This is a genomic window from Sphingomonas sp., assembly GCF_024508665.1.
GTDB lineage: Bacteria > Pseudomonadota > Alphaproteobacteria > Sphingomonadales > Sphingomonadaceae > Sphingomonas.
This window is the reverse complement of the sequence record NZ_JANINP010000007.1, coordinates 795,441-822,017: the sequence shown is the minus strand read 5'-3', so window position 1 is coordinate 822,017 and position 26,577 is coordinate 795,441. Positions and strand designations below refer to the sequence as shown.

Here is a 26,577-nt window from a genome sequence, read left to right as displayed (position 1 = left end):
GCCGAAATCCGGTCTCGCCGATCGATCGTGGGCCGATACCCGTCAGCGCACGCGCGTGAAGTCGGCGGTCCAGTTGGTTTCCCAGGTCGCTCCGCCGTCGCGCGAAAAGGCCTGTTCCCAGCGTTCGCGATCGGGCGGTTGCTTGGTGCGGATGAAGCGGGCCTTGACCGGGATGCCGTCGTCGGTGTCGTCGCCATAGAACAGGCCGACATTGCCCCGATATCCGCCGATCACCGGCGTCCCCATCACGCCGTCGCGGCTGTTGATCCAATAGATGAACCATTGCCGCCGCTCGCGTTGGAAGGTGCGGACGGTCAGCCCGGCCCAGCCCTTGGTCGGGAAATCGGTCTGATCGGCGCTGACCAGCCCATCGAGATATTGGGTGTAGGTGGTGGTGCTGGGGAACTCGTCCCACGCCTTGCTGCCGACCCAGCGCTGCTTCAGCCGCCGCTGCACCGCGGTCCAGCGGCCGACATGATAATCGAAATCATGGATGTCGCCGGTCGGGCCATCCGCCGCCGCCGGCGCGGCGATCGCTCGCCCCGCCAGGCCCAGCCCGCCGGCCAGGAGCGCTCCCGTCAGCAGGTCGCGCCGTGCCGGTCGTATCAGCTTCGTCATCGCTCTCTCCCTCGCCTTCGGGAAAAGGAGCTTTCCCGCCTGGCGCAGCCTGCTAACCTCGGCGGGACAGCGACTTGCCAGCGGATATTCGCGACTGGGCGAACGGGTACGGGAGTGGGCATGGCGGACGATGCGCGGCGCGATATCGGGCATTGGGAGGCCGGGATCGGCTCGGCCGGCGGCTGGCTGCGGCTTCTCGCTTTCGGCGCGGTCGCGGGTGGCGTGGTCGGTTTTCTCGGCTATCTCGGCGGCGATCTGCTGATCTGCCTGTTCAACTGGACCGGGATGATGGTGATCGGCGCCGGGCTGGCCGGACTGATCGTACCGCCGGCGGTCCGAATGCTGCGCGCCCGCGATGTTCCCATGCCGCTCGCCTTGGCGATCGCGATCCTCACCGCCGCGCTGCCGGTCAGCCTGGCGGCGGCGGGGTTCGGCCGCTGGGCATGGCCGGGCGAAGCGGGACGCATGTCGCTCATCGACTGGTATGTGAAGACGGCCTTGGTCGAGGCAATGGTCGTCGGGCTCTGGCTGGCGGCCGAATCGCGGCGGCGTCCCGCGGCCGCGCCGACGCAAGGCGCTCGGACCGAGGCACCGCCCCGGGACTTCGCCGATGGCGGCGTCATCTGCTTGCAGATGGAGGATCATTATGTCCGGGTGCACGGGCCCAGCGGCAGCCGGCTCGAACTGATGCCGATGGCCGAGGCGATCGCGCGCTATGGCAGCGTGGGGATCCGGACGCATCGCAGCTGGTGGGTGGCGGTGTCGGCGGTGCGAGCGATCGAGCGCGACGGGCGCAACATAAGGCTGCGGCTGGACGGCGGCCTGAGCGTTCCCGTCGCCCGCAATCGCGTCGCGGCGGTCCGCGCGGTGCCGGCGCTCGCGCGTCTGTTTCCGGACCCTAGGCCGGACGGCGCGCGATCCGCCACAGCGTGAAGAGTCCGATCCCCGCCCAGACGACGTTGAGCACCGCCGACGGGATGGCGCCGTTATAGCCGCTATTGACGACGAAACAGGCTGCCCCGACCAGGTTCATCCATTGGTAGAGCCGCGATTGCCCGCCGAGCCGCCCGGCGGACAGCAGGAGATAGGCGACCAGGATCAGCGCGGCGCCGGTCCAGCCGATCGTTTCGATGATGATGCGTTCCGCCGTCATGCGATCCGCCGATGACGCGGTTCGCCGCCGCCGTCCAGCCGTCACCGCAAAACGGACTTTAGCGGAGCGGATGCAACTCCATGGACGATGACGACGCCGCGCCAGGCCGAGAACGCGCCAGCAAGTAGAATGCGGCGACATGGGTGATCATCAGCAGCGGCACATAGAGAATCGGGATCACATAGGCGGCGCCCAGCTCCTCGGCATGCGCGGGGAGGTCGGCCTGGATCGCGTGGCCGTAAGCAAGCAACAGATCGACCAGGCCGACCAGGTTGAACGCGACCACGAGCAGCCAGAAAACGGGCCGGATCCGAATAGTTGCGAGCGCCGATATCGCGAGCAGTCCGGTGGCAAGATCGCCATAAGCGGCGGGTATGGCGAAATGCGCCGGCAGGCCGCCGCCCACCACGCCCGGGACGATGAAGGAGAGCCCGAAGAAGCGGAAGCTGTGCAAGGTCGCGATCGCGCGATGCGCCGCGACACGATCGATCGATTTGAGCCGGGGCAGGATATAGGCGCCGAAGCACAACAGCCAGGCCGCGTAACCGAGGACGAGATGCGTCTGGAAGATATGCGTCGTCGACATGGCGATCTCCGATCCTGAGTCGATTGCGGCGGGGCCGGTACCGCCGGCGGTTGAGGTCGCGATCGCATCTATGGTCGCTTTCCCCGGACGACTATCGGCGATAATCTCTATGAACCATGAAGCAGAACTTCACAGTCCGGCACGGTGCGCTGGATGGCGTCGAAACCTTCCTGAGCGTCGCCCGCCATCGCAGTTTTCGCCGCGCCGCCGCCGCGCTCGGCGTTACGCCATCCGCCGTCAGCCAGTCGGTACGATCGCTCGAGGCGCGGATCGGCGCAGCGCTGTTGATCCGGACCACGCGCAGCGTCGGGCTGACCGAAGCCGGCCAGCGCTTCCTCGATCGCGCGGGGCCCGCCTTTGACGAGCTCGTCGCCGCCAGCGAGGCGGCGCGAGATTTGGGCCAGCGCCCGGCCGGATTGTTGCGCCTGGCCGTGCCCCGCTCCGTCGTCCCGCTGATCCTCGAGCCGGTGATCGCCTCGTTCTGCGACGCCTATCCGGAGATAGAATTGGAGATCGCCGCGAGCGACGAGATGGTCGACATCGCCGCCGGCGGTTTCGATGCCGGCATCCGCCTCGGCGAACTCATTGCCGCCGACATGGTCGTGGTGCGGCTGACCCCGCCCTTCCCTTTCGTCGTCGTCGGCAGCCCCGATTATCTACGCCGCCATGGAGCGCCGGCGCGGATCGAGGAGCTTGGCGGCCATGCCTGCCTTCGCCTGCGCCGCTGGAGCGGAGCGATCGCGCCCTGGACGTTCGCGACCGGTAACGAGGTAATCGAAGCCATGGTGGCGGGGCCGCTGATCGCGCACGATTATCCTACCCTGCTCGGCGCCGCGATACAGGGCCTGGGGCTGGCGCAAGTCCCCGGCCCCATCGCCGAGGCAGCGATTGCGGACGGCCGGCTGCAAAGGCTGCTGACGCCGTTCGCGGTCATGACGCCCGGCGTCTTCCTCTATCATTCCGGCAAACGTCAGATGCTGCCCAAACTCCGCGCGTTCATCGACCATGTGAAGGCGCCCCGAGCAGGCGCCGCTCCGGGCGATCAGGCATCAATCCGGTAATGGATCGGCTTGAACGTGCCGCCGTTCGAATCCGGCGCCGAACAAGCGGTCAGGCCGATGATCAGGTCGATCTCCGCCAGGAACGTAATATGGTCGCCCGCTTTGCTCTTTGGCGGCAGCACTTTCAGCTTCCCCGTCCGCCCATCGACCGGCACGTTCATGAAGCAATTGAACGCGACCGGGATGCGATCGGGTCCGATACCATAAGGCGCCAGCGCCTCGGCCAGATTGCCGAAGCAGCCGCGATGCGGCGGCAGATCTGGGTAGAAATGGTGGAAGGTGTCGACCGAGCACGGGGTCAGCAGGAAATCGTGGCAGCCGACCGTATCCTCGACGATCGTCAGCAGGACGCGCGAGCGGTTGGAGTATAATTTGTGTCCGGTCGTCAGCGCGATCGTCTCGGCATAATCCAGCGTGCGGCCCGACGAAATCACCTCGTCCACGTCCTCGGCGTTGAACGCGAGCAGGTCCGCGACTTGCTCGCCCTTGGGATCGATCACCGTCAGCTGCGCGCCGCGCGGCAGCGGAAAAGCGGTGCCGCTGCGCTCGGGAATGACGATCTCGCCGCTCATTTCGCGTCGCCGCGATATTCGAACGGAGGCTCCCAATCCTCTTCCACCGCGCGGCCGGAATATTGCCGCGCCTCGCTGATTTCGCCGTGGCGCGCCAGCATGGGGTTGCGCGACCCGGCAAGATGATCGTCGCGGACCAGGATCTTCTCGCGCAGCCCCTCGTATTTGCCGGCCTCGCGCAGGCGCTCGAACTGGTCGTGGAGGTTGAAGACGAGCGTCGGCTGTTCGAAGCGTCGAGCCGGACGGCTGGCCTTGGGATGCAGGCCGACGATGAAGAATGCCTCGCCGCCGAAGCTCAGCGAGAAATGCGGGTTGCCCGGATCGGCGCTGACGCGCGGATCATAGGATTGACCACGCCAGACGTCCTTGTCGTGGAGCGATTGGACACGATCCCATAAGGCGCGTTCGAACGCTTCCTCGTCGAGATCGTCCGGCCCCTGGAACACGACGGCGAAGCTCTGGAACAGTGCCGGATCCTCGCGATACGCCTGTGCAAAGCGCAACAATCCCTCATGGATGCGCAGATCGTCCCAGGCGCTGTCGATATTGTCGCAGGCAAGGACCGTCAGGCGGCCCCGCGCCAGCGCCGATTTCGCGCCGACACAGGGAAATGAGGCCGCTTCGACATGGGCGAACAGTTTGCGCTCCAACGCATCCTGGGCGGTGTGAGTCCAATGAAACATGGAGGTTTTGCAAATCCTTTTGGAAATTAATAATCACGTGGTGGTCGGCGCGAAGAAACGCGCGACTGAGTGCGATGCAACTCGGGCAGCATCACATCACCTTCCAACGCCCCGCCACCGCAGATGTTTCGGGTCGTCTAACGTCGCTCAGTACGATTCCCGGCCCGGACTAGCTTCATAGTCCGGCATTGGTGTCGCGGTTCTTCAGGCGCCTGGACATTATCGCAACTGGCTGTCCTTGCTTCCGCGCCGGTTGATTCCGCCGAAGGCCGCCTGTTTGGCATCGCGTTCCGCCTGGCAGGCAATGCAGGTGCGAACGCCGGGAATTGCGGCGCGACGCTTGGCCGGAATCGGCTCGCCGCATCGCTCGCAATCCTCGGCGCTTTCGCCGCTCGGCAACAACGACCGGGCTCGCGAGACGGCGTCGCGAATGCTGTCCTCGATCTGGTCCTGGACCGCAGAATCGGGTGCCCAGCCATTAGCCATGGCTGCATTCCGCAGGGCGGCGGATCCAGGTGTCCATGATCGCCATGCCGTTCAATGGCTCGCCGTCTCGCCCTCGGCGCGCAATTCGAGATATTTGCGCGTGATGGCCGGCAGGCTCTCGTCGCAGAACCGCGCCATGGCGAGTTCTTCGTCGAGCGTTCGTTGCAGCAGCGGGAGGGCGTTGGCGAAGCCGCCCGTTTCCCCCACCGTGATCAGCGATTTGTAGCTCGCGATCTCGAAATTCTCGAACGCGAAATTGGCGAAGCTGTTCTTGAGGATCTCGTCGGGGGCGAAGACATGGCCCAGCGCAGCGAGGTTGCCGACCAATCCCAGGGTGGCATCCTTGACCGCCGACGCCTTTTCATCGAGCGAATGGAGGATTTCCTCGAGCCGTTCGATCTGTCCCTCGGTTTCGGCGCGGTGCGCCTTCAGCCGCTGCGCCACTTCGGGATAGTGGCTCAAATGATCGATCTGCCGGTCCATCAAGGCGAGCGCCTGATGCTCCACGGCATGGGCGTTGCGCAGCCCCACGACGAAGACGTGTTGGACCACGTCGGTACGTTCCAGCGTATCAGCCATCATCTACTCCATCATCTTAGAGGGGGGCGTTACTCGGCGGGCTCGCTGATCATCGTGGCGTCCGCCATGTCGGCCGCGCCGCCGAGATCCTCGTCGGTCATCCGCCCCGCGCCCGGGCCGGCTCCGAGATCCGCCCCCGTCGTCGGATTATAATCGGGTCGCGACGCGGTTCGCTGCATCAGCGCCGCCGCTACTTCCGCATCGCTGCCGCCCAGCTCGACGCTGGCGTCGCCGCTGCCGCCATCGAGCGGGATGCTGCCGGCGACGTCGTCGATCCGCTCCCACTGCTCCCCTTCGTTCCATGCGCCGGTAGCGTCGCCCTCCCCTTGCGAGGTGTTGACGTAGGTGCTGGCGAATTGGGCGAGGCCGGGAAGCTTGCCCGGGGGGAAGTTGTTCTCGATCGTGTAGAGCGCCTTTTCGAAGCTCTTCTGGTGCGCGATCTCGCGCGTCATCAGGAACCCGAGCGCATCCTTGATGCCGGGATCGTCGGTGATGTTGATCAGCCGTTCGTAGACGATCTTGGCGCGGCTTTCCGCGGCGATGTTCGAGCGCAGGTCGCAGGTCGGATCGCCGCGGCTGTCGACATAGGCGCCGCTCCACGGCACGCCCGAGGAATTGGTCAGCGCCGGGCCGCCGCCATAGAGGATCGCCTGGGTGTGACTGTCGCCGCCCTTGGTCAGCGACATGTAGAGCTCGGCCTCTTCCATCGCTCCCTCGGCCAATTGCGCCTTAACGCCCTTGTTGAGCATCGCGACGATCGACCCGATCACTTCGAGATGGCTCAACTCCTCGGTCGCGATGTCGAGCAGCAGATCCTTGCGGCCGGGATCGTCGTCGGCGAGGCCTTGCGTGAAATAGCGCATCGCCGCCGCCAATTCGCCGTCCGGCCCGCCGAATTGCTCGAGCATCAACGAGGCGAGGACCGGGTTGGGCTCGGATACGCGAACGGTATATTGCAGGCGCTTGTTGTGCATGAACATCGATCGTCTCCTGTCCGACCGGCAACCAGCCAAGGGACAGGACGTTCCGCGATTTCCGCGGGTGTTAACGTGGGTTATGACGATATTTCAGATGGATGATGGGGCTGACAGATTGCAGCTAAGGGCCGGCAAAAGCCGGTCGCCGAGTAAAGCATGTACCCTAGCCGGCTGTTAGGGTTCGATAGCAACCGCGTCGCGGAAATAGACGCGCCGATCGGGTTGCGTGCCTGCAAAATCAACGTGACTCCGCTGGGAGTACGGATCGCGCGGCGATTTCCTGGAGCAGCCCGGCGAGCGTTTCGTCCGTTCCCGTCAATTGGTCCCGGCTCAGCGTCATTGCGCGTTCGGCGTCGCCCAGCCCGAGCGAGCGGGCGAGCGCGATGGCGGTTTCGTAGCTGACGCGGTCGGCCTGAACGCCTTTCCGGAAGGCGCCGATCAGGGCGATATCGAGCAGGGGACCTTGCTCGATCATCGTCGTGTCGCGATGCGCGTCCTCCAGGATGGCGCGCAGCCAGATATTCTCGGCGCCGGCTATGTCGACGCGCAGGGCAGTGGCGATCGCCGCAAGGCGATCCGCGCGCTCGCGCCCCTGTCCGGTCGCGGACTGCAGCGCCGCGGCCAAGCGCTCATCCTCGATCCGCTCGGCAATTCCCGGCACTCGATCGGTCCAGGCGCATTCGCCGTCGTGGAGGTCCTGCAACGCAAGAATGAAGAGATCGAGCGGCGTGGTGGCGAGCTGGGACATGCCTCTCAAACGCGACCTGTCTCCGTCAGGTTGCATCCGCCGAGCGGTTTGCTCTGTCCGCGAGCCACAATTTTGCGGCCATTCACGAGACCGTATTTAATCTTTGTGTGACCCTATGCCGCTAATTCAGCGCTATGAAACTCGCGACGATCACCAACTGGGCCTATGGCGGCACCGTTGCCCTTACCCTGTTGTCGGGCATGACGATGATCCTCGCGTCCAATGCGGGCGAGCGTGAACGGAGCGCGATCGAGCAGCGCTATCGTTTGGACCAGGCGACCGAGACTCTGGACGAGGACGTCTTTGCGCTGTCCGACCGCGCGCGCCAGTATCTCGACACGGGCGATCCGACCTATCGCCTCGTCTATTATCGCGAGGCCGCGGCGCTCGGGTCCGTCGAGCAACGGATTGCCGGCATACGCGACGTCGGCGCCACGGCCGACGAACTCAATAGTTTGAAGGAAGCCGTTCGCTGGGCGGACACGCTGCGCGACGAACAAAGGGCGGCGATCGCTGCCTTCGACACCAACGACAAGCAACGCGCGCGCGCCATCGTCTTCGGCGGCGAATATGAGCGCGAGCTGGATCGGATCAGGTCGTTGATCGAGCGGTTCCAATATCGGCTCGACCAGCGGACCGAGGCGCAGGTCGCCGCCGCGACGGCCGTCGCGCGGGCGTGGAAAGGAGCGTCCGAGGCCGCCCTTGCCATCACCGCCCTGCTGTTCCTGTTCGTGCTGTACTTCGTTTTCCGCCAGCGCGTGCTCAAGCCCGTCGTCCGGCTGAGCGACATCGTCAACCGGCTGGCGGCGCAGGATTATGCCGTGGAACCGCCCGATATCAGCCGGGTCGACGAGATCGGCGATATGGCCCAGGCGATCCGCGTGTTCCGCGAAAACGGGCTCGAGCGGCAAAGATTGCAGGAGGAGCGCGACGCCGATCGCCTGCAGCGCGATCTTCTGTCGCGCATGACGCAACGCATGCAAGGGTGCGATACATTGCACGACATAGGCGAGATCGCGCGACGATTCATTCCCGAGATCGCACCCGATCTCGCCGGCCGCCTCTATCTGCTCGACGCGAAGCGCAACGCGGTCGTCGAAGCGTGTCACTGGCTCGACCCGAAACAGTCCCGGCACGAATTCGCGCCATCCGCCTGCTGGGCCCTGCGTCGGGGGCTGCCGCACCGGCCGGGCGCCGCCACGATCGATATTCCGTGCGAGCATCTCGATGTCGAGGATCGCCTGGCGATCGATACCTTGTGCCTGCCGCTGATCGCGCATGGCGAGACCTTTGGCCTCCTGTATCTGGAGCGCGCGCCGGGGTCGCCGGAAACAGGGTCGACATCGGAGAATTATCTGACGATGCTTGCCGAGAATATCGGCCTGGCGATCGCCAACATTCGCTTGCGCGAGCAGTTGCGCGCGATGGCGATGGGAGATGCGCTGACTGGTCTCGGCAACCGCCGCCAGCTGGACGCGACGCTCGCGCAAGTGCTGTCGGACGCGCAGCGCGCCGACCTGCCGGTCAGTTGCCTGATGCTCGACGTCGATCATTTCAAGCGCTTCAACGACAGCTTCGGCCACGACGCCGGCGATGTCGTATTGCGCGAGGTCGGCGCGGCGCTACGCGACAGTGTACGCGATCGGGAACTGGCGTTTCGCTATGGCGGCGAGGAATTCCTGATATTGCTCCCGGGGCTCGACGCGCAACAGGCAGCAGCGCGCGCCGACCACATCCGGGAACGGGTGGCGGGCCTCACCCTGGATTATAACGGGACTCGGCTTGGCGCGGTGAGCGTGTCGGTCGGGGTAGCGGCCGTGCCGGTTCACTGCACCGCGGATCGACTGGTGCAGACCGCCGACGCCGCGCTGCTGCGGGCAAAGGCCCATGGGCGCGACCGGGTGGAAGTCGCCGCGACGCGCCATGGCAGGAACGTGGCGTGACCTGATCGGGACGTCCATTCTGCGTCCCTCGGGTCGCCGGACCGACGCGCGCTAAAGAAGCGCGGCGACGCGTGGGACGATCGACGACCCTGTTCGCTCCCCTTTGCGCAAGGTAAGCGAAGGAGCCCGGATCAGACCCTTATCATCCGCAGCGCGATCCAGGGCTTGCCCGGCAGCGCGACCTTTGGGCGGGCCGGATCCTGCACGTCATAATCGTTCTTGCGCGCCATCCTGAAAACGCCGTCGACCGGAGTGATCGTCATGTTCCAGGTATCGATCACGTCGATGCGATAGCTCTGCAACGCTTCCTCGCCACGGCCCGGCAATATGACGTCCCATTCGGTCGGGCGGTCGGCGCCGAAATAGCGCAGGTAATAGTGATCGGCCTTGCCGCCGAGGTGATAGTTCCACCACGCCTGGACCGGTTCGATCCCGGGAACCGGCCCCTCTTCCATGATCTTGCGCAGGAAAGCGAGCCGCGGCGGGCTGGTCCCGACCAGCTTGCCGCCCTGCCCCAGCCACGAGAAATCGGCGTTGCGATTGGCGTCGAACGTCTCGCTATGGCCGACATAGGTGCCGCCGATCAGCCCGTACCAGAAGCGCTCGACCATCTCCTCGCCGGTCAACTGGCCCCAGCGTTTGTCCGAATTCCCCTCATAGACGACCTCATCGAAGATCACCGGCTTGAGCGCGAAGTCGCGGTGCAGTTCGGCACGGACATCGTCGAGCACCGCCGCGCCATTCTGGATGCTGGCATGGGTGATCCAGGGCTTGCGCGCGTCGTAATAGGTGTGGATCTGGTGGATCGAGCGCAGCCGGTCGTGCGGATCGGCGGCGACCAGCAGCTGGAACAGATGGTCCCAATCGTCCATCGTCTTGGTCTTGATGGCATCGTACTCGTTGCCCATCGACCACCACACGTTGCGATAGGCGCCGAACCGCGCGGCGACGTAGCGCAGGTAACGCTCGTCATCGGCGCGCTTCATGTCGGAATAGCCGCGCGTCGCGTCATAGGGATGAAAGAGGATGATGTCGGCCTGGATGCCGAGCGCGCCGAGCCGCACGATGCGATCCTCGTAGCGGCGGAAATAGGCGGGATCGAACCGCGCGGGATCCCAGGCCTTGGGCCCCTCGCCCGTCCGCGCGAACGGATTGGTCGCGACCGATTCCACGTTCGGGAAGACGAGCATGCGCATCTTGTTGAACGGCGCGCCGGCCAGCGTCTTCAACGTCTCGGCGCATTTGGCGTCGGATTGCAGCGCCCAGGAATAGCTGGTCGTGCCGATCTGGCGGAACGGCGTGCCGTCGGCATATTCGAAATGATAGCCGTCCTTCGTGACGCGTACCGGACCATGATTGCCGGCACCCGGCGCGATCGCCTCGAACGCGCCGGTGCGCCCGTTGAGCGCCGGCGCGTTGCTCTCGCTGGACCAGCGCCAATTGCCGAGTTCGGGCGGGCTGAAGCGGATGCGATAGACGCCGTCGCCATCGTAGAAGCCGGGCACCCGGATCGTCCGTCCGTCGCCGGTGAAGCTCGCCGACACCGCGACGTCGTCGAACGGGTTGCCGCTGCGCGGTCCGTCGAGCGAGATCTCGTAGACGCCCCATCGCTCGACGCGTCCGTCGGACGAGCGCTTCGTCGCCGCCGTCAGCGGACCGGTGGCGGCTGCCGCTCCCAGCATCATGGCATTGGCCAGCACCGCGCGCCGCGAAAATCCCATCGCTCATCCTCTTCCTGGCGACCGCATGCCGATTTCGGTCCGGTTTTCGGTGAGGTATCGGGCGCCGCCGATCGAGTCAATTTTGAGATTATAATATGATCATTTAACGCGGTAGGCCCTTGGCGAACCCTGCCACCGCGTGAAGGCTTGCGTCGATCGGCGCCGATGCTACACTTGGAAAATAATATTATCATACGCTTTAAATGGAGAGCATGTCGATGACCACGGGGGGCTCCGCTACAGGAAGCTGGCGGGACACGATCCTGGCGGGTCTGGCCAATTATATCGACGCGGGATCGATCGTCGCGGGCTCGGTCGCGCTGGCATTGTGGCAGGAAGCCTATGGGCTCAGCAACACTACGCTCGGCATTCTCGGGGCGTTCGGACCCAATGCGATATCGGCGGGGATCGGCGCGCTGATCGGCGGGCGGTTGTGCGACCTGCTCGGCCGCAAGAAGATCTACCAATACGATATGCTGTTCTACGCGTTCGGCATGTTGTGGCTGGTATTCGCGGTCAACGGCTGGATGGTCGTGCTGGGGTTCTTCCTGGTCGGCCTGGCGGTGGGTGCCGACATTCCGGCGTCCTGGTCGCTGATCGCCGAACAGGCCCCCGACGATTCGCGAGGCAAGCATAGTGGCTCCGCGCAGGTGCTGTGGTATCTCGGCCCGACCGTCGTGTTGCTGATGTTCGCGGCGCTCTCGCCATTGGGCCTGCTCGGCGCCCGTATCGTCTTCGCGCATCTCGCGATCCTCGCGGTCGGTCTCACCTTTCTCCGTGCCCGCATGCACGAATCCAAGCGCTGGCTCGAAGCGCAGGCGCTCCCTGCCGAGGAACGGCGCCGCGGCAAGTTGAGCGATCTGCTGACCTGGCAGAACATCCGTTCGATGGCGTTCCTGATCGGCATGTACGGCATCTGGAACCTTTGGGCGGGGACCAACGGCTTCTTCTTCCCCTATATCCTGCGGACGGTCGGCAACTTCGGCCAATTCACGTCGGTCGCCGTGCAGACGCTGAGCTTCTTCATCGGCATGATGTCGATCTACCTGGTCTTCATGCAATTTTCCGACCGGGTGAACCAGCGGTTGATGTTCGGTATTTCGGCTGTGATCCAGGTGATCGGCATGTCGCTGCTGGCGATCTTCCCGCTCACCCTGCCGGTCGCGATCATTCACGTATTCCTGATGTCGTTCGGCGGCGGGTTCGGCGCGCAGAGCTTCTTCCAATTGTGGAGCGCGGAGATGTTCCCGACGCTGCTGCGCTCGACCGCCCAAGGCGTGATGTTCGCCGTGGTGCGCGTGTCGCTCGGCGCGTTCAGCTTCTTCGTCCCGGCGCTGACGGCAACCGGCTTCACCACGCTCGCCTGGATCCTGGTCGGGTTCCTGGTGGTGAGCGGGTTGATCGGCTTCCTCGGCGCGCCACGCAACGAGGGCAAGTCGCTCGAGGAAATCGAGGCCGGGATGAAGCCGGCGCGCTGAGGTGCGCGGAGGAGGGGAAAATGCGCTGGACCAAGTCGGCGACCGCGGCGCTCGCGCTAGCTGCGGCGATCTCCTTTCCGGCCGCGGCGCAGGAGCCCATGCCGCTGCTCAAGGTATCGAGCAACGGCCGCTATCTCCAAGCCGGCGGCAAGCCGTTCTTCTGGCTGGGCGACACCGGCTGGCTTCTCCTTGCCAAGCTCGATCGCGAGCAGGTCGAGCAATATTTCACCGCCCGCGAGCGCCAGGGGTTCACCGTGATCCAGATCATGGTGCTCCACCGCCCGGAAATGGCGAACCCGCTGACCGGACCGGCGCTGGTCGATGGCGATGTCGCGCGACCGCGGGTTACGCCGGGCAACGATCCCGCGAAGCCCGGCGAGTATGATTATTGGGACCATCTCGATTGGGTGGTCGACCGCGCCGCCGCGCATCATCTGTACATCGCGTTGGTGCCCGCCTGGGGCACGTTCGCGGAGATGCGCAAGCTGACGGTCGACACTGCCCCGATCTATGGCCGCTTCCTTGCCGAACGCTACAAGGACAAGCCCAACATCGTCTGGATCAACGGCGGCGACACCCATGCCGACATGGCGACCCTGACCTGGCGCGCGCTGGGCGAGACGATCAAGGCGATCGACCACAATCATCTGATGACCTTCCATCCGTTCGGCCGGACGGACTCGTCCTGGGTCTTCCACGACGCCGCCTGGCTCGACTTCGACATGTTCCAGTCGGGGCACCAGGATTATGCGCAGGACACCCAGCGCTGCGCCTATGGCGAGGACAATTGGCGCTATGTCGAGGATGACTGGAAACGCCGCCCGGCCAAGCCGGCGATCGACGGCGAACCGAGTTACGAGAATATCCCGCACGGGCTCGATTTCGTGCAGTTTCCGATCTGGCGGGCGGCGGACGCGCGCCGCTACGCCTGGTGGTCGGTCCTCGCCGGCGCGTTCGGGCACACCTATGGCGAGAACAGCGTGATGCAATTCCACACGCCGGGCGAGAAGGCCGCCTATTGGCCAAAGATCTCGTGGCAGGAAGGTTTGCAGACGCCCGGCGGTGGGCAGATGCGGTTCCTCAAGGACCTGATCCTTTCGCGCCCCTATTACGAACGGGTCCCGGATCAGTCGCTGATCGTCGGCAACGGCACACGCTACGACCGCGTCGCGGCGTCGCGCGGCACAAGCTATGCGATCGCCTATAGCTATACCGGCAAACCGTTCCGCGTGCGGATGGGCAGGATCACCGGCAAGCGCGTACGCGCGTCGTGGTACGACCCGCGTACGGGCCGGACACAGGCGATCGGCACGTTCGCCAATCGCGGCACACGCCCGTTCACTCCGCCCGGCAAGCCGGCTCCGGGCAACGACTGGGCATTGCTGCTCGACGACGCGTCGGCGGGGGCCGGGAAGTAGCGCTGCTATCCCGGGGCGAGCCCGGTCATGACGAACTCCGTCGTGCCGATGGCTAGGGCCGCCACAGCAAGCGCGAACAATGCAGGCGACATCGGTGTTGCTCTTTATGCGTCGACCTGATCGGCAAAGTGCGCGGCGATGCCGGTTTGCCCCGGCGCAACGTGATCGGCCATGGTGTGGCGATCGGGGAAGTCGCCGTCGTTTTGCGGACGGAAGGGAATCGGCTTGTCGGTGAATAGCCCGGCGAGACGCACACGCCATTCTGCCTTGATCGCCTCCACTTCCTCCGCCGTCGAAACATGACCGGCGCCATAGACCGCGTGCGTGGGGAGCACGTCCATGCCGGGGTAGAACAGCGCGCCATGAGTCAGCGGGAACAACAGTTGCTCTATCGGCCCGTTGATACCCCGCGGGCCATAATCGGCCACTGGGCCGCCTGCCTGCACGTTGACCAGCGCTCGCTTGCCCTTGAGGATGCCGTCCCCGAAGCGAAACTCGTTGGAGCCATTCTGATACCCGTAGGCAAAACCGAAGGCATAGACTCTCTCTATCCAGCCCTTCAGGATCGCGGGCACGCCGTACCACCACAGCGGGAATTGCAAGACCACAGCATCGGCCTCAACCAGCTTCTGCTGCTCCGCGATCACGTCGGCCGTCTGATGCCCGTTCGCGTAAGCATGGCCTGATTCCATGATGAACGACAGCCGTTCAGGGTTGTCGCGCACCGGAAAGTCATCGGCGTCGTACACCGCCTTCCACTTCATGCCGTAGAGGTCCGAATGGATCACGGTGTGCCCCGATGCCGACAACGTCTCAGCAGTCACATCTACCAACTGCCGCGTCAGCGAAGTGGGTTCGGGGTGCGCGTAAACAACGAGAACTTTCATGATGATCTCTTCTTGATGGTGGGGGGGTAGTCAGCATTCGACGACAATATCGCCAAAATGGCCGACAGATTCCTGGAGCCGGTCCGGGTTCGACGTGGTCGGGGAGGTCCTTAGCGTCGGGCAGTCGAGCCCTTGGTGCGGAAAAGCCTGGATAGCTTTCATAGGTGAACTGGTATCCGTGCCGTCGATTGAAGCGCCGCAGGATTTAGCCTGCTCCCCACGTAAATGGTGCGGCCAACTTGGGTATTGAAATCGAACGTTTTACGTGTCGTTATCGAAACGATGGATACCAGAAACCTCGATCTCGGACTTCTCGTTACGCTTGAGACCCTGCTTGCGGAGCGCAACGTTACGCACGCCGCGCGCCGGCTGAACCTCAGTCAGCCAGCCTTGTCGGCACGGCTGGCAAGACTTCGCGATGCACTCGGCGATCCGCTCCTGATCCCGGGCCAGCGCGGAATGATCCCGACCCAGCGGGCACTCGAGCTGATGCAGCCGCTGCACGAGGCGCTGGAGGGTGTTCGCCGCGTCGTGGAGCAAGGAGCGCCGATCAATCCGGAGACCCTGCGTGCGACCGTGGTGATCGCGGCGAGTGACTACGTCCAGTATGCGCTGCTGACACGCTACTCGATCGCCTTGCGGGCCGAGGCGCCGATGATCCGCATCGCCTGGCGGGCGTTCGATATGATGGCTCTCACGACACAGTTGGAGCGTGGCGAGGTGGACCTGGCGTTGGCAACGCCCGAGCACGCGCCGGCGGCGATGCGCCAGCGCCGACTCTTCGAGGAGGAGTATGTGGTCGTCGCGCGACAGGGACATCCAGCCATACGCGGTGTCCTTGATCTGGACTTGTTCTGCGCGTTGGACCATGTCGTCGTTTCGCCTCAGGGCGGCGGCTTTACCGGGCCGACCGATGCGGCTCTTGAGGCGATCGGCCGCCGTCGTACCGTCGCGTTGTCCACGTCGGGCTTCCTGATTGTGCCGGAGATCGTGTCACGATCCGATATGATCGCGCTAATCCCACGCCGGATCGCGGACGGTTGGTCGGACCGGGTGCAGGTGCTCGAACCGCCGCTCCAGATACCCGGATTTGTCATCACCAGCATCTGGCACGAACGCACGACCAACCATCCGGTACAAAGCTGGCTCCGTGACAGGCTCGCTGCGTTGGCATGACGTTCCGCCCAACGTATAGAAAACTAGGTCCATTTTCCCAAAACACGATTCTTTTCGGGACGCTCGCGAACGGCAGCTCTCGGTTGATCCCGCCGTTTGGCGACACATGTGCGGATGGCGGATTTGTCCGGGCGCCGGCCGCGACGGCTTTTGAGAGCAGGAAGGTAGCGCCTGAACGACCGAAATTAGGGCGCGTAGCAGCCCCCACCGATCGCCTTCGGACCACATTGACTTGCAATCGGTCGCCGACAGTTAGCTCGCGGATAGCAATCCAACGATCTGGCTGATGAGTCGGGGCCTGGAGGGGGCGCTCTCGGCTAAGGCCGATTGCAATGTAGGATTTCAAATGTTCTTGCTTTGTTCGGGAGACACTTCCCGTCTCAAAAAGCTGGAGAACCCATGATTTCCGTGCTTACTTATGGAGCTGTCGGCAACGGCGTGACCGACGATACTACCGCTATCCGCAATGCGATCACAGCAGCCGGCGCTACCGGGGGGATCGTGTCTTTCCCAGCCGGGACCTACAAGATCAGCGGCACGTTGACGATCTCATCCGCCAACGTGATGTTGATCGGTGAAGGAGTGGATGCGACCAAGATAGTATCGACCAATACCGCGGCTGACATTCTAAACTTCTACGCTTCACCGGCTTTCTCGGGCGGCGGCGTCAGAGACATGACCCTCGAAGTCAGCGGCTCAGCAACCGCCGGCGCCGCAATCCGCATCAACGGACAGCGGTCGATTGGGGTCGAGAACATTTGGATCCGGACGCCGTTTCAAGGAGTTGTTCTAGAGGGCGACAATCGCGCCTGTCGAATTCGCAATGTCGATATCAGTGATCATCTGGGCAACGGCTTCGTAATCGGCGGAGGCGGGAATCAATATCTTCACACCTGTACCACATTCAGAAACGCGCAGGGTGGAGGTACTGTCGCATTCCTGGTTACGCAGACGGACGGCGCATGGTTCGACACCTGCGTGTCGCAACGAGCATCGTACGGGATGAGGGTTGTGCCAGGTGCGACGCAATATGTAACGGACCTTTGGATCAACGCCTGTGATTTCGACAACTCAGCTTCTGACGGCGTCGTCTTCGACAGCGGGACGGCTGGCGGGCGCATTACGACCGTGAACTGGAACGGGAGTCGTATTGGGTTCGGCGGCTTTCGCGGCTTGGTCATTGACGGCAGTCAAACTCAGGATCTTCAGTTTTCCAATCTTCGATCTGAGAAAAACATTAGCCATGGCTTGGTGATCGGCAACGTCCAGGACGCGCAGTTCTCGAACGCAGCATTCCTGGGAAATAATGCCACTAATGCCGCCACCGAAACGTACGGTGTGAACGTCATTGGCGGCAACGGCGTTGTCTTTTCCGGTGGGCGAAGCGGTGGCTATAGCGGCGATGCAAATAACCAAAAATACGGCATCGTATTTGGCGGTACATATGCAGGCCAAGCGTTGATTTGCGGGATGGATCTTCGCGGAAATAAGGCTGGCGGCGCCTTCAATGGCGCGGGAACGAGCGTCCTGCTGGCCGATTGCCTGGGCGCGTAGCCAGGCTTGTCGAGATAGCGAACTGTACGTCCAATAAGACGTGGCCGCGGTCGGTTAATGGTAAACTGACCGCGGCCGTTAGCTAACATGTGTACGAGGTGGCGATGGGATAGGGTCGGCTCCCTCCGCGCTGTAACCCGGCGTCCAAACTTTGCCGACGGCTGGTTTCAGGAAGAGCGAAGCCGATGTCTAACGACTGCTATCAGGGCGCCTAGCGGTCATCAATGATGTCTGCGCGCCCAAGAGACGGCGGCTGCAGGGTGCACCAACTTTAACCCGCCGTCGGCCAAGGTCGCAGATGCCAAGAGGCCGTCACGGACAGCCGCCGCGGTCAAAGTCGGCCGGACCGCGAGCATCTGTGCCGCGGCTCTGGCAACAAGCGGAGCCGCCATCGACGTTCCGGATTCGCGGACCGGAATGTTACCGGGCCAGCGAAGCGGCACGGCCTCGCCTTGCGAATAGATCGCGACCGACTTGCCAAACACCGTGAAGGCCGTGGGGCGACCGTTGGTCCCGGTGGCGCCGACAATCATGAGGTTAGGCAGGGTAAAGCCTTTGACGGCGTCTCCTTGGACATCGTCGGCCTGGTCGCTGTTTCCAGCCGCAACAACGAACAGGATATTGGGCGACGAGGTCATCAATCGTCGGAGCGCGTCGGCAATCGTCTGTCGCATCGCAAGCCCACGCGCCTTGGCGCGCGCCGCGTCGCGTTCCAATCCATGGTCGAGAAGCTGTTGCGTAATCTCGTCCGCAGTCAGGCCCCAGCTCATGCTCACCACGCGGACGCCGGCACCCCGCATGCGCGAGCCAATGCGATCGATCGCCGACGCCCACCGGGCGATCGTCGCCTCTTCATAGGGTATGTCGCGCTTGTCTTCGCCGCGGCCCCAGGGAAGTGCCGCCACGTTGTACAAGCGGACGTATGGCGCGCCGTCTGCGATCTCGCTGGCGCAAGCGGTGCCATGCGATCGAGAACTGTTCTCCATCTGCGCCAGATATTCGTCGGCCTGCTCGTCGGTCGGGGCTGTCCGCGCGAACTCCGCAAACATCGCCGCTTCCGGCGTGTCGAGGCCGAAGCGAAGATCGAGCTCCCCTTTGTCCAGCGCCATTTGTATCGCCAGGCGGCGTTGAAGAAATTTCGTGGGAAGTTGCATCGACGCGGCGGTCGGCCTCAGATCAACCTCATAGGTCGGGCCATTCCAGTCGTCGGCGACGCCGTTGCCGTCGTTGTCGCGACCATCCAGCGGCTCAGCCGGGTCGCGCGCGAGTTGACCGGGGAACAGCGTGGCATCATAGCCACGGTCCCAAACGGCGACCACCACAGGCTTTGCCCCGGCGAACGCGCTCGCCGTGGGTTGTCGCGCTGGCCAGATGTCCACCGGCTGGTTTGCGGGTGCATCGATCCAGCGGCGGGCCGCGGCGCTGAGGAGCTCGCGGCATGGCGGCAGGAATGTCGCGTTCACGCGCCACCGGACAAGGTTCATCGCCTGCAGAACGTTGAGCGAGCCACGCTCCTTGGCGACGGGATCGAGCATCCCGACCGCAGTAGCAGCGAGGAATGAAGTGCTGACCGTTTGAATGCCGCTGTAGGATCCGATAAACTGATCGCGGATTACGGCGGGATCGGCCCCCGATACGAGGTCGGTGACGTGGGCCGCACCCGCGGCACAGCGCCGATCCGCGGTTGTGTCGAGCATGACGGCCGCGACGTCGGTCCAGATCGCCCCCAGCAATTTCGTTTGCGGCTTCGTCTCTCCAATCCGGTACGCCGCAATCAATTGAAGCGCATCCGCCTTGCGGCCCTGCAAGATGGCGATGTTGGCAAGCCCAAGGCGCAACTGCTGCGTCACGGTATTATCGTCAATCTGATAGTCGCGAAGCAATCGCTCCCCTTCGGCGCGCAAGGACGGGAGCATCGCGACCAGCTCGTCGTGCATCATCGTTTCGCTCGGGGGCCGCCTGAATTCGAGCCGGGTCTGCGGAAGATCGGTTTCAGTGTGGATGACGGGACGATTCGAAGCCGCGGCCGATCCCGCAGCTAATGCGAGAACCACTGTGATGAAACGCATGCCTTTCCCCCAAAGCAATTGTCGGCAACCTTATGACGACTGCATCCTTGCTTCAATATCGTCGAGGCTAGGCCGCGTTTATTCGCGCATTCAATTTTGAACGACCGCTTACGGAACTGCGAGCTGACCGAAAAATGGCAGGAATTGGGGCGCATAGCTCCGATCGAACATTGGCCGTCATTCGACACGCGCCAGTCCACTCCGGCCAATCCATGACGCAAAGCTCCGCGCGAGCTTCGCATCGCCATCCAAATTGATACGCCCCGCGTCGATCTCTTCGGCGAAAGTGCTGATTCCCATCCAGGCCGACGTCATCGCGCGCAGATCGGCCGTTACCAGCACGTCGACCTCACGGCCCGGTTCGATCGAGCACAAGTCCACGGCGCAGCCGGGCGCGACGATCAGCCAGAAACGCTGCTCGTCCGGCGAAAGCTCGGGATAGTGGAACTCGACGACCACGCGACGCGGCGGCAACGGATCGGGGCGCAAGTTGCGGCGCACGTTCCACATCAACAGCCGAACATCGAGGTTGCCGAGCGAACAGTCGGTGTCGACCCACCTCAATGCCCAGCGTCCCAGACCCTGCACGATCGGTGCAAGATCGCGTCCGGCGGGTGTCAGGACGTACTCGCTGCCCTGCCGGGTCATCACGCCCGCCGCCGTCAGCTCGCGCAGACGCTTGCTGAGCAACGCTGTGGACATGCGCGGCACGCCGCGATGTATCTCGTTGAAACGGGTCGAGCCCGACAGCATCTCGCCCAGCACGACCAGCGTCCATCGTGTCGCCAGGAGTTCGGCCGCCATCGCGACCGGACAGAATTGGCCATAGATCGAACCGTCGCCGGACGGCGCCGTCAATTGCTCGTCGATAGATCCTTCGGCAAGCTGCTGTCCCATCGCTTCAGTTCCTGAACTAGCCGGCCCGCCCCGTTGTGACATCGTGCGTTCTCCACGCACAAGGGAGCAAATCGATGCCACTCGTAGATATCCACGTCATCAAAGGCGTGTTCACGCCGGAACAGAAGTCGGCGATGATCGCGGGCGTGACCGACGCGATGGTCGCGGTCGAAGGGGACAATCTCCGCGGTGTTACCTGGGTCAAGATCAACGAGGTCGAAAGCGGCGACTGGGCGATCGGCGGCCAGCCCCTGCAGGCGGCCGACGTACGTAACATGGCTGGAGGCTAGTCGGCGAGTATAGCCGATCGCCGCCGTCGGGATGGAACACGATCCATCCCGACGGCCGACTTCATGGCGGGTTCCCGCCGATGCATCGACGATGTTCAATCCCACCGTATGCGCTATAAGGTCGCCATGCCACAGGACGTTCTGAAGCCGAGCAGCGACGCGCAAATGTCCTTGCGGATCGGCAAAGCCGTCGCTGTGGACGGCGCGGTCACCGCCAGGGGCTTCCTGGGAATCGGTGTTATGATCGCGACAGCCTTGCTCGGCTCGGCTGCCATTGTCATGGCGGCGAGGTCTCGCCCCGCTCGGGCTCGGGGTCAGTAGCGCCGCAGCCTAACGTCTGAATCGGGGTGCGTTGCGAGCGATGTTGGGCGATCGGGACGCAGCAGCGGCGACCAATTGCGAAAGAGACCACCTCGCGGTGGTCTCTCCGGTGGCGAAATGAGAAACGTCATCAAGACCTGATGAACGCGAGCAGGTCTGGGTTGAGGACATCGGCATGGGTGGTCAGCATGCCATGGGGGTAGCCGGGATACGTCTTGAGCGACCCTTTTTCGAGCAGATCGACCGCGCGCGGCACCGAACTGGCGAAGGGTACGACCTGATCGGCCTCGCCATGCATCACCAGCACCGGCACGGTGATTGTCTTGAGGTCTTCTGAATAGTCCTCAAGCCAGGAGTCGACCGTCGCGTAATGGGCGAGGGCACCGCCGGCCATGCCCTGGCGCCACCAGTTCGCGATGACCGCCTCCGAAGGCTTGGCGCCATCCAGGTTGTAGCCGTAGAACGGATTCTCCGGCACGAAACGGAAGAACTCCGCCCGGTTGCCCAGCACGCCCGCGCGGATCGTCTCGAACCACTCCGGCGGCTGACCGGACGGATTGTCGTCGCTCCGGTACATATTGGGCGTGAGCGAGGCGACCAGCACCGCCTTCGCGACGCGGTCCTGGTGACGCGCGACATAACGCGCGACTTCACCGCCACCAGTCGAATGCCCGATATGGATCGCGTCGCGCAGGTCGAGATGTTCGGTCAGGGCAGCAAGGTCAGCAACCCAATGCTCCATGTCGTTGCCCGTGCTCGGTTGGTCGGACCGGCCATGGCCGCGCCGGTCGTGGGCAATCACCCGATAGCCGTGCTGCAGGAAGAACATCATCTGGGCATCCCAGTCGTCCGCCGACAGCGGCCAGCCATGGCTGAACACGATCGGCTGACCCGATCCCCAGTCCTTGTAGAAGATGTTTACGCCGTCTTTGGTGATGATCGTGGGCATTCCGCTCTCCTGGTTGAGGCAGGCGCGAAATAACTGCTGGTTCCGACGCCGACAAAGACCTTGTCTGGCCAAGCTATGCCTGAGCGGTATAGCACGTGGTTCATGGATCTGCGCCATCTTCGCTATTTCATCGCGGTCGCCGAGCGCGGGAGCGTGCTCGCGGCCGCGCAACAGCAGCTCAACACCTCACAGCCGTCGCTGAGCCGTCAAATCCGCGATCTTGAGGCCGAGATCGGTGTGAAATTGCTGGACCGGCAAGCGCGGGGCGTCTCACTCACAGAAGCTGGGAAAGTCTTTCTGGATCACGCAAGACTGGCGCTTGCGCAGGTCGAAGCCGCGGTCGAAGGTGCCCAGCGCGCGGGCCGACCAGAGCGGCCAGTGTTCGCTATCGGATTTCTCGCGGGTCATGAGGCCTGGCTGCCAAGCGTGATGCGCATTCTCCGGGAAGAGGCCCCCGGCGTTGAATTCAAACTTTCGAGCCAGTCCTCGCCTGAACTCGCCCTCGCATTGGTACGAGGGAGTCTGGATGCCGCACTCATGCGGCGAGAGGAGAACGTCGCCAACCTATGCTTCAAAAGCCTATTCGCGGAACCATTGATCGTGATGTTGCCCGCTAACCACCATTTGACCACACGCGAGACAATTACACCGCAGGAGCTTGCTGAAGAAATTTACGTTGGTTCGGCGACCGCCTCTCCAGCGGTAGATGCAATCGTCAAAAAATATGCTGTGAAGGCCGGCATAGACCTCAACCCCAGATTCGATGCCGGAAGCCTTTCCGCGACGATATCCGTGGTTGTGTCATGTGGCGGAGTTACGCTCATCCCGGCCTACGCTGAGGATCTTTTGACCCCAAACGTAGTCGCGCGGCCGCTGGCGGGCACACCCCCGACAATCGAGCTTGCCCTGGGTTACAGCCCGGCGAACAGTTCGCGTCTGCTGCAGAAGCTGCTGACTCGGACGAATCACATAGTGAAAGCGAATTAGCTCACGACGCGCCGGAAACACCCGCGATCCACCTCCAAGCGCCTGCAAATCGACAACCGGAATTTCTCTAGCTCGGTAATTCCGATCAGCTGAACACGGCGGCTTTCAACCTCACCAGGCTGGGTCCGCTCTGGACACGGCAGCAACGTCCCCATGCCGGTCGTTCCGAACGCGCGTGGGGCGGGATGAACGAACGGCGTCTTTAGGAATGTCAGCTCATCGGTCGGACGACTGCCATTGGGACGTCTAGGCGCACGCCATCCACGGCATCCTGTGCGCCAGTAAAAAAAGGACGGCGGAAGCAGCCGAAACTGCGTCCACCGCCCAGGGGAGGAAACGGGTCGCGCGGCTACATCTTGATGCGGAAACCGGCGTAGAAGCGGCGGCCGATCGGATCGTAGATGGTCGATGGGTTGAAGTTGCCGACATTGCCGTAAAGCGGCGGCATCTTCACATCGAACGCGTTCTTCGCGCCGAGGTAGAATTCCCAGTTCTTCTTCACGTCGAAGCGGACCTGCACGTCGGTGTAGACCCGCGCGCCGAGCGTGAAGAGGCTCTTGGGCGGCAAGGAGCCATCGGCGAGCACGTAGGTGGTCTGGAAGTTCTCATAATCCAGCATCTGCTTGCCGATATACTGGTTGGTGACCGTCACTCCGAACATGTCGTTCGACCAGTCGAGGGTCAGGACGGCCTTGTCGCGCGGATTGCCGAACTCGCCCATCGTATTGTCGTATTTGTCGCCCTGGAGCGGAACGACACCGTTCTTCAGGAGATGCGTCCAGCTGCCCTCGAACGTGGCGGTCCCGCCGAACACCGCCTGGCGATAGTTCAGCGTGAAGTCGAGGCCGCGCGTGAATGCGCCGCCGCTATTCACCAAGGTCGTGAAGATCTGCTGGACCGACCCGATGCTGAACGCGCCCGACGGCTGGTCGCGCCGGGTGATGAACTGGCAGAAGTCGGAAATGCCCTGCACGTAGCATTTGTTGAGGATGGTCGTTGTCGACAGACGGCTGATCGCGCCCTGCAGCTGGATGTCGAAATAGTCCGCCGTGAAGGTCAGGTTGCGAAGGGCGTTGATCGACCGCGGATTGATCACGACGCCCGCGGTGAAGGTCTTGCCGGTTTCCTGCTTGATGTTCGGGTTGCTGCCCGACACGCTGCCGACGCCGCTCTGGTCCGACGGCGTCAGCGTGAACTTGCCGTTGGCGTTGATGTTCGCAACGATCGACGGGACAGCCAGGCAATTGGCCGCGGTCGTGCCGGTCGATGTCAGGGTGATGCCCTGGCAGGGGTCGGTGATCGTAGTGATGCCCGAAGAGGCGGCCGAGAACAGCTCGCCGATGTTCGGCGCGCGAACGGCGTGAGCATAGACCGCGCGGAAGCGGATATCGGAGGTCGGCGCCCATTCGCCGCCGATATTCCACGCCGAGAAGCTGCCGACAGTGGAATAGTCCGAAAGGCGGTAAGCGCCACGCAGGGTCAGCGCCTTGAAGAACGGCAAGTCCGCCAGGATCGGCGCGACCACTTCGCCATAGGCTTCCTTGACGTTGAACGAACCCGACGTGTTCAATTCCTGGACGTAGCCATTCTTCGCCTGGTTGCTCAGCGGATCGAAGATATCGCGGCTGGATTCGGTGCGATATTCGGCCCCGACCGAGATCTGCAGCGGACCGTAGGGCAGCTTGAACAGATTGCCGCCGAGGTTGAGCGAGGCGACCTGCATTTCCTGCTTGGAGTCACGGATGAGGTTGGTCTGCAGGTATTTCGCCGCGGCCGCCGAGATCTTCGAGGAGCCATCCGGGTTCAGGCCATAAATGTCGACCGGCACGCAGCCCGCCGCACGGGCATTGGCATCGACGCACACCGCTTCGGTGGTGTTGCCGTTCTTATTATAGTCGAAGATGTCCGGCATGACCTGGAGCGCGTTGGCGAGGTTGTAGAGGTTCGCCAGTCCGGTCATTTCCTGGTGCTGCTTGGTGTAGCTATACTGGTAATAGCCATCGAGGCTCCAGCTGCCGCCAATGTCCCAGGACCCGCCGGCGGCGATCCGGAAATTGTCGCGCTCGGTCGGCGTCTTGCGCGAGCCGAACGCGGTCGTGCGGATCAGCATGCTCAGGTCCTTCGACCCGATCGCATCGTTGGTGTAGCGGTCGGTCGCGGCGTTGAAGACCGCGGTCGGCACCAGCGGGTTGTTGACGATCACCGTCGCGCCCGTGGTCGGGTTGGTCACCGCATATTGGATCGGGTAGAAACCGCCGGTCCCGCTGAACGCACCGAGCGCGCTGTCGGTGCGCATCGGCGATGCTTCGCGTTCGCCGTTGGTGCGCACATTCACATAGGTCGTCTCGAGGAAGACGTTGACCTTGTCGGTGACGTCGAAATTGGTGCGCTGGGCAAAGGTCAGGCGCTTCGTGGGCGGCGCGATCTGGCCATATTGCGCGGCATTGAAGCCGTCGGTCGCTGCGTTGTAGTTATGGAACGAACCATCCGGGCCGATGATCTGGTTCGACTTGCTGCCGATCACGAACGCACCGCCCGGGCCCACGCTCGACGGCACATAAGCGCGCTTGAAGATGTCCTGCGCCGCCTTGAGGTTGAGGTCGGATTTGCCGGCGACGCGTTCGGTCGTACCCAGGCTCAAGGCCGACAAGCGGCTGAAATCACGATCGGCGGCAAACACGGCGCTGGCCTGGTTCCAGCCGACATAGGCCATGACATTGCCGCGGCCGCCGGCGAAATTGGACCCGAACGTGACGTTGGCGTCGAGTTCGTGGTCGTCGCCCTTTTCGGAAATGCCGTCCTGGACGTTGAGCTGAATGCCCTCGAACTTCTTCTTGTAGATGAAGTTCACCACGCCCGCGATTGCGTCCGACCCGTAGACCGCCGAAGCGCCGCCGGTCAGCACGTCGATACGGTCGACGAAGGACGGCGGGATCATCGAGACGTCGACCTGCGCGGTGCCCGGAATACCAGCCACGGTGCGGCGCCCGTCGATCAGCACCAGCGTGCGGTCGGGACCGAGGTTGCGGAGGTTGATGGTGGCGAGGCCGGGATCGGTATCGTTGCCGGTGGTGTTGCGGCTCTTGCCCGGAATGCCCACCGCGGGGTTGATCTGCAGGATATCCTGGACGTTGGTCGTGCCCTGCTTCCGCAAGTCTTCGCTGGTGATGACCTGAAGCGGCGACGGCGAGGTCAGGGTCGGGCTCTTGATGCGGCTGCCGGTGACGACGATCTCGCCCTGCGGCGCAGCGGCCGTATCCTGGGGAACGTCCGCGGCCGGCGCGGGCGCCGGCGCGTCCTGCCCGAATGCCGGGACGGCGATCATCGTCATCAGGCTCGCGCCGGCGAGCAAGGCGGCATGCGCGGCGCGCCGTTCGAGTCCCGGTTTCTTCAGATATACCTTCATTGTCCCACTCCCTTTTGG

At 63.5% G+C, this 26,577-nt stretch carries 24 protein-coding genes; 9 read left to right on the top strand and 15 right to left on the bottom strand.

Translation table 11 applies throughout. The features are described 5' to 3' along the window. Positions 1 to 42: 42 nt before the first annotated feature. Positions 43 to 618 carry a hypothetical protein gene (locus Q0L25_RS19055; RefSeq protein WP_296617038.1) on the bottom strand — a complete coding sequence of 192 codons (576 nt, stop codon included), beginning with the start codon at positions 616 to 618 and terminating at the stop codon, positions 43 to 45. Positions 619 to 738: 120 nt separating this feature from the next. Between Q0L25_RS19055 and Q0L25_RS19050 the strand changes: the two genes are divergently transcribed. Continuing rightward, a complete protein-coding gene (locus Q0L25_RS19050) occupies positions 739 to 1,551 on the top strand; it encodes a LytTR family DNA-binding domain-containing protein (RefSeq protein ID WP_296617036.1) in 813 nt (270 codons plus the stop codon). Here Q0L25_RS19050 and Q0L25_RS19045 read toward each other — a convergent pair. Further along, positions 1,517 to 1,771 carry a hypothetical protein gene (locus Q0L25_RS19045; RefSeq protein WP_296617035.1) on the bottom strand — a complete coding sequence of 85 codons (255 nt, stop codon included), beginning with the start codon at positions 1,769 to 1,771 and terminating at the stop codon, positions 1,517 to 1,519. The two genes, Q0L25_RS19050 and Q0L25_RS19045, sit on opposite strands and share 35 nt — an antisense overlap. A gap of 58 nt (positions 1,772 to 1,829) precedes the next feature. Further along, positions 1,830 to 2,357 carry a hypothetical protein gene (locus tag Q0L25_RS19040; RefSeq protein ID WP_296617033.1) on the bottom strand — a complete coding sequence of 176 codons (528 nt, stop codon included), beginning with the start codon at positions 2,355 to 2,357 and terminating at the stop codon, positions 1,830 to 1,832. A gap of 116 nt (positions 2,358 to 2,473) precedes the next feature. On the opposite strand from Q0L25_RS19040, the gene Q0L25_RS19035 reads away from it, so the two are divergent. Then, complete coding sequence (locus tag Q0L25_RS19035) at positions 2,474 to 3,418, top strand: LysR family transcriptional regulator (RefSeq protein ID WP_296617031.1); 945 nt, start codon at positions 2,474 to 2,476, stop codon at positions 3,416 to 3,418. Here the strand turns inward: Q0L25_RS19035 and Q0L25_RS19030 are convergent. The 6 genes from Q0L25_RS19030 to Q0L25_RS19005 form a co-directional block, all read right to left on the bottom strand. Further along, entirely contained in the window at positions 3,400 to 3,990 is a 591-nt protein-coding gene (locus Q0L25_RS19030; protein WP_296617030.1) for an urea carboxylase-associated family protein, read from the bottom strand. The two genes, Q0L25_RS19035 and Q0L25_RS19030, sit on opposite strands and share 19 nt — an antisense overlap. Beyond that, complete coding sequence (gene gntA / locus Q0L25_RS19025) at positions 3,987 to 4,673, bottom strand: guanitoxin biosynthesis heme-dependent pre-guanitoxin N-hydroxylase GntA (protein ID WP_296617028.1); 687 nt, start codon at positions 4,671 to 4,673, stop codon at positions 3,987 to 3,989. The genes Q0L25_RS19030 and gntA overlap by 4 nt, the downstream gene beginning before the upstream one ends. A 219-nt stretch (positions 4,674 to 4,892) precedes the next feature. Beyond that, positions 4,893 to 5,159: a DksA/TraR family C4-type zinc finger protein gene (locus tag Q0L25_RS19020; RefSeq protein ID WP_296617026.1), complete on the bottom strand. Its 267-nt coding sequence runs from the start codon at positions 5,157 to 5,159 to the stop codon at positions 4,893 to 4,895. A gap of 51 nt (positions 5,160 to 5,210) precedes the next feature. Continuing rightward, positions 5,211 to 5,738 (bottom strand): ferritin-like domain-containing protein, encoded by a 528-nt coding sequence (locus Q0L25_RS19015; RefSeq protein ID WP_296617025.1) that lies wholly within the window; start codon positions 5,736 to 5,738, stop codon positions 5,211 to 5,213. Positions 5,739 to 5,767: 29 nt separating this feature from the next. Further along, positions 5,768 to 6,718, bottom strand: coding sequence for a manganese catalase family protein (locus tag Q0L25_RS19010; RefSeq protein WP_296617023.1), 951 nt, complete (start codon positions 6,716 to 6,718; stop codon positions 5,768 to 5,770). 235 nt (positions 6,719 to 6,953) lie between these two features. Further along, positions 6,954 to 7,463, bottom strand: coding sequence for a DUF892 family protein (locus Q0L25_RS19005; RefSeq protein WP_296617021.1), 510 nt, complete (start codon positions 7,461 to 7,463; stop codon positions 6,954 to 6,956). Between the two features lie 134 nt (positions 7,464 to 7,597). Between Q0L25_RS19005 and Q0L25_RS19000 the strand changes: the two genes are divergently transcribed. Further along, a complete protein-coding gene (locus Q0L25_RS19000) occupies positions 7,598 to 9,406 on the top strand; it encodes a diguanylate cyclase (protein ID WP_296617020.1) in 1,809 nt (602 codons plus the stop codon). A 131-nt stretch (positions 9,407 to 9,537) separates the two neighbouring features. On the opposite strand, the gene Q0L25_RS18995 is transcribed toward Q0L25_RS19000, so the two are convergent. After that, complete coding sequence (locus Q0L25_RS18995; RefSeq protein ID WP_296617018.1) at positions 9,538 to 11,127, bottom strand: DUF5060 domain-containing protein; 1,590 nt, start codon at positions 11,125 to 11,127, stop codon at positions 9,538 to 9,540. Between the two features lie 218 nt (positions 11,128 to 11,345). Here Q0L25_RS18995 and Q0L25_RS18990 point away from each other — a divergent pair, with 218 nt between their 5' ends. Further along, entirely contained in the window at positions 11,346 to 12,605 is a 1,260-nt protein-coding gene (locus Q0L25_RS18990) for an MFS transporter (protein WP_296617017.1), read from the top strand. 20 nt (positions 12,606 to 12,625) lie between these two features. Next, positions 12,626 to 14,023: a glycoside hydrolase family 140 protein gene (locus Q0L25_RS18985; protein ID WP_296617015.1), complete on the top strand. Its 1,398-nt coding sequence runs from the start codon at positions 12,626 to 12,628 to the stop codon at positions 14,021 to 14,023. 104 nt (positions 14,024 to 14,127) lie between these two features. On the opposite strand, the gene Q0L25_RS18980 is transcribed toward Q0L25_RS18985, so the two are convergent. Then, positions 14,128 to 14,910 carry an NAD(P)H-dependent oxidoreductase gene (locus Q0L25_RS18980; protein WP_296617013.1) on the bottom strand — a complete coding sequence of 261 codons (783 nt, stop codon included), beginning with the start codon at positions 14,908 to 14,910 and terminating at the stop codon, positions 14,128 to 14,130. 225 nt (positions 14,911 to 15,135) lie between these two features. Here Q0L25_RS18980 and Q0L25_RS18975 point away from each other — a divergent pair, with 225 nt between their 5' ends. Together Q0L25_RS18975 and Q0L25_RS18970 are read left to right on the top strand one after the other, a co-directional pair. After that, a complete protein-coding gene (locus Q0L25_RS18975; RefSeq protein WP_296617011.1) occupies positions 15,136 to 16,086 on the top strand; it encodes a LysR family transcriptional regulator in 951 nt (316 codons plus the stop codon). Positions 16,087 to 16,485: 399 nt separating this feature from the next. After that, a complete protein-coding gene (locus Q0L25_RS18970; protein WP_296617008.1) occupies positions 16,486 to 17,640 on the top strand; it encodes a glycosyl hydrolase family 28-related protein in 1,155 nt (384 codons plus the stop codon). Between the two features lie 221 nt (positions 17,641 to 17,861). Here Q0L25_RS18970 and Q0L25_RS18965 read toward each other — a convergent pair whose 3' ends face one another. Further along, positions 17,862 to 19,709, bottom strand: coding sequence for a S8 family serine peptidase (locus tag Q0L25_RS18965; RefSeq protein WP_296617007.1), 1,848 nt, complete (start codon positions 19,707 to 19,709; stop codon positions 17,862 to 17,864). A gap of 177 nt (positions 19,710 to 19,886) precedes the next feature. After that, positions 19,887 to 20,606, bottom strand: coding sequence for a helix-turn-helix domain-containing protein (locus Q0L25_RS18960; protein WP_296617005.1), 720 nt, complete (start codon positions 20,604 to 20,606; stop codon positions 19,887 to 19,889). A gap of 74 nt (positions 20,607 to 20,680) precedes the next feature. Here Q0L25_RS18960 and Q0L25_RS18955 point away from each other — a divergent pair, with 74 nt between their 5' ends. Further along, positions 20,681 to 20,896 carry a tautomerase family protein gene (locus Q0L25_RS18955; RefSeq protein WP_296617002.1) on the top strand — a complete coding sequence of 72 codons (216 nt, stop codon included), beginning with the start codon at positions 20,681 to 20,683 and terminating at the stop codon, positions 20,894 to 20,896. Between the two features lie 451 nt (positions 20,897 to 21,347). On the opposite strand, the gene Q0L25_RS18950 is transcribed toward Q0L25_RS18955, so the two are convergent. Continuing rightward, positions 21,348 to 22,166 carry an alpha/beta hydrolase gene (locus Q0L25_RS18950; RefSeq protein WP_296617000.1) on the bottom strand — a complete coding sequence of 273 codons (819 nt, stop codon included), beginning with the start codon at positions 22,164 to 22,166 and terminating at the stop codon, positions 21,348 to 21,350. Positions 22,167 to 22,268: 102 nt separating this feature from the next. Here Q0L25_RS18950 and Q0L25_RS18945 point away from each other — a divergent pair, with 102 nt between their 5' ends. Beyond that, positions 22,269 to 23,153 (top strand): LysR family transcriptional regulator, encoded by an 885-nt coding sequence (locus tag Q0L25_RS18945; protein WP_296616998.1) that lies wholly within the window; start codon positions 22,269 to 22,271, stop codon positions 23,151 to 23,153. A 349-nt stretch (positions 23,154 to 23,502) separates the two neighbouring features. Here the strand turns inward: Q0L25_RS18945 and Q0L25_RS18940 are convergent, their stop codons facing one another. Further along, the gene (locus Q0L25_RS18940) at positions 23,503 to 26,559 is read right to left on the bottom strand and encodes a TonB-dependent siderophore receptor (RefSeq protein ID WP_296616996.1); all 3,057 of its coding nucleotides are present in this window, start codon (positions 26,557 to 26,559) and stop codon (positions 23,503 to 23,505) included. Between the last annotated feature and the right edge of the window lie 18 nt (positions 26,560 to 26,577).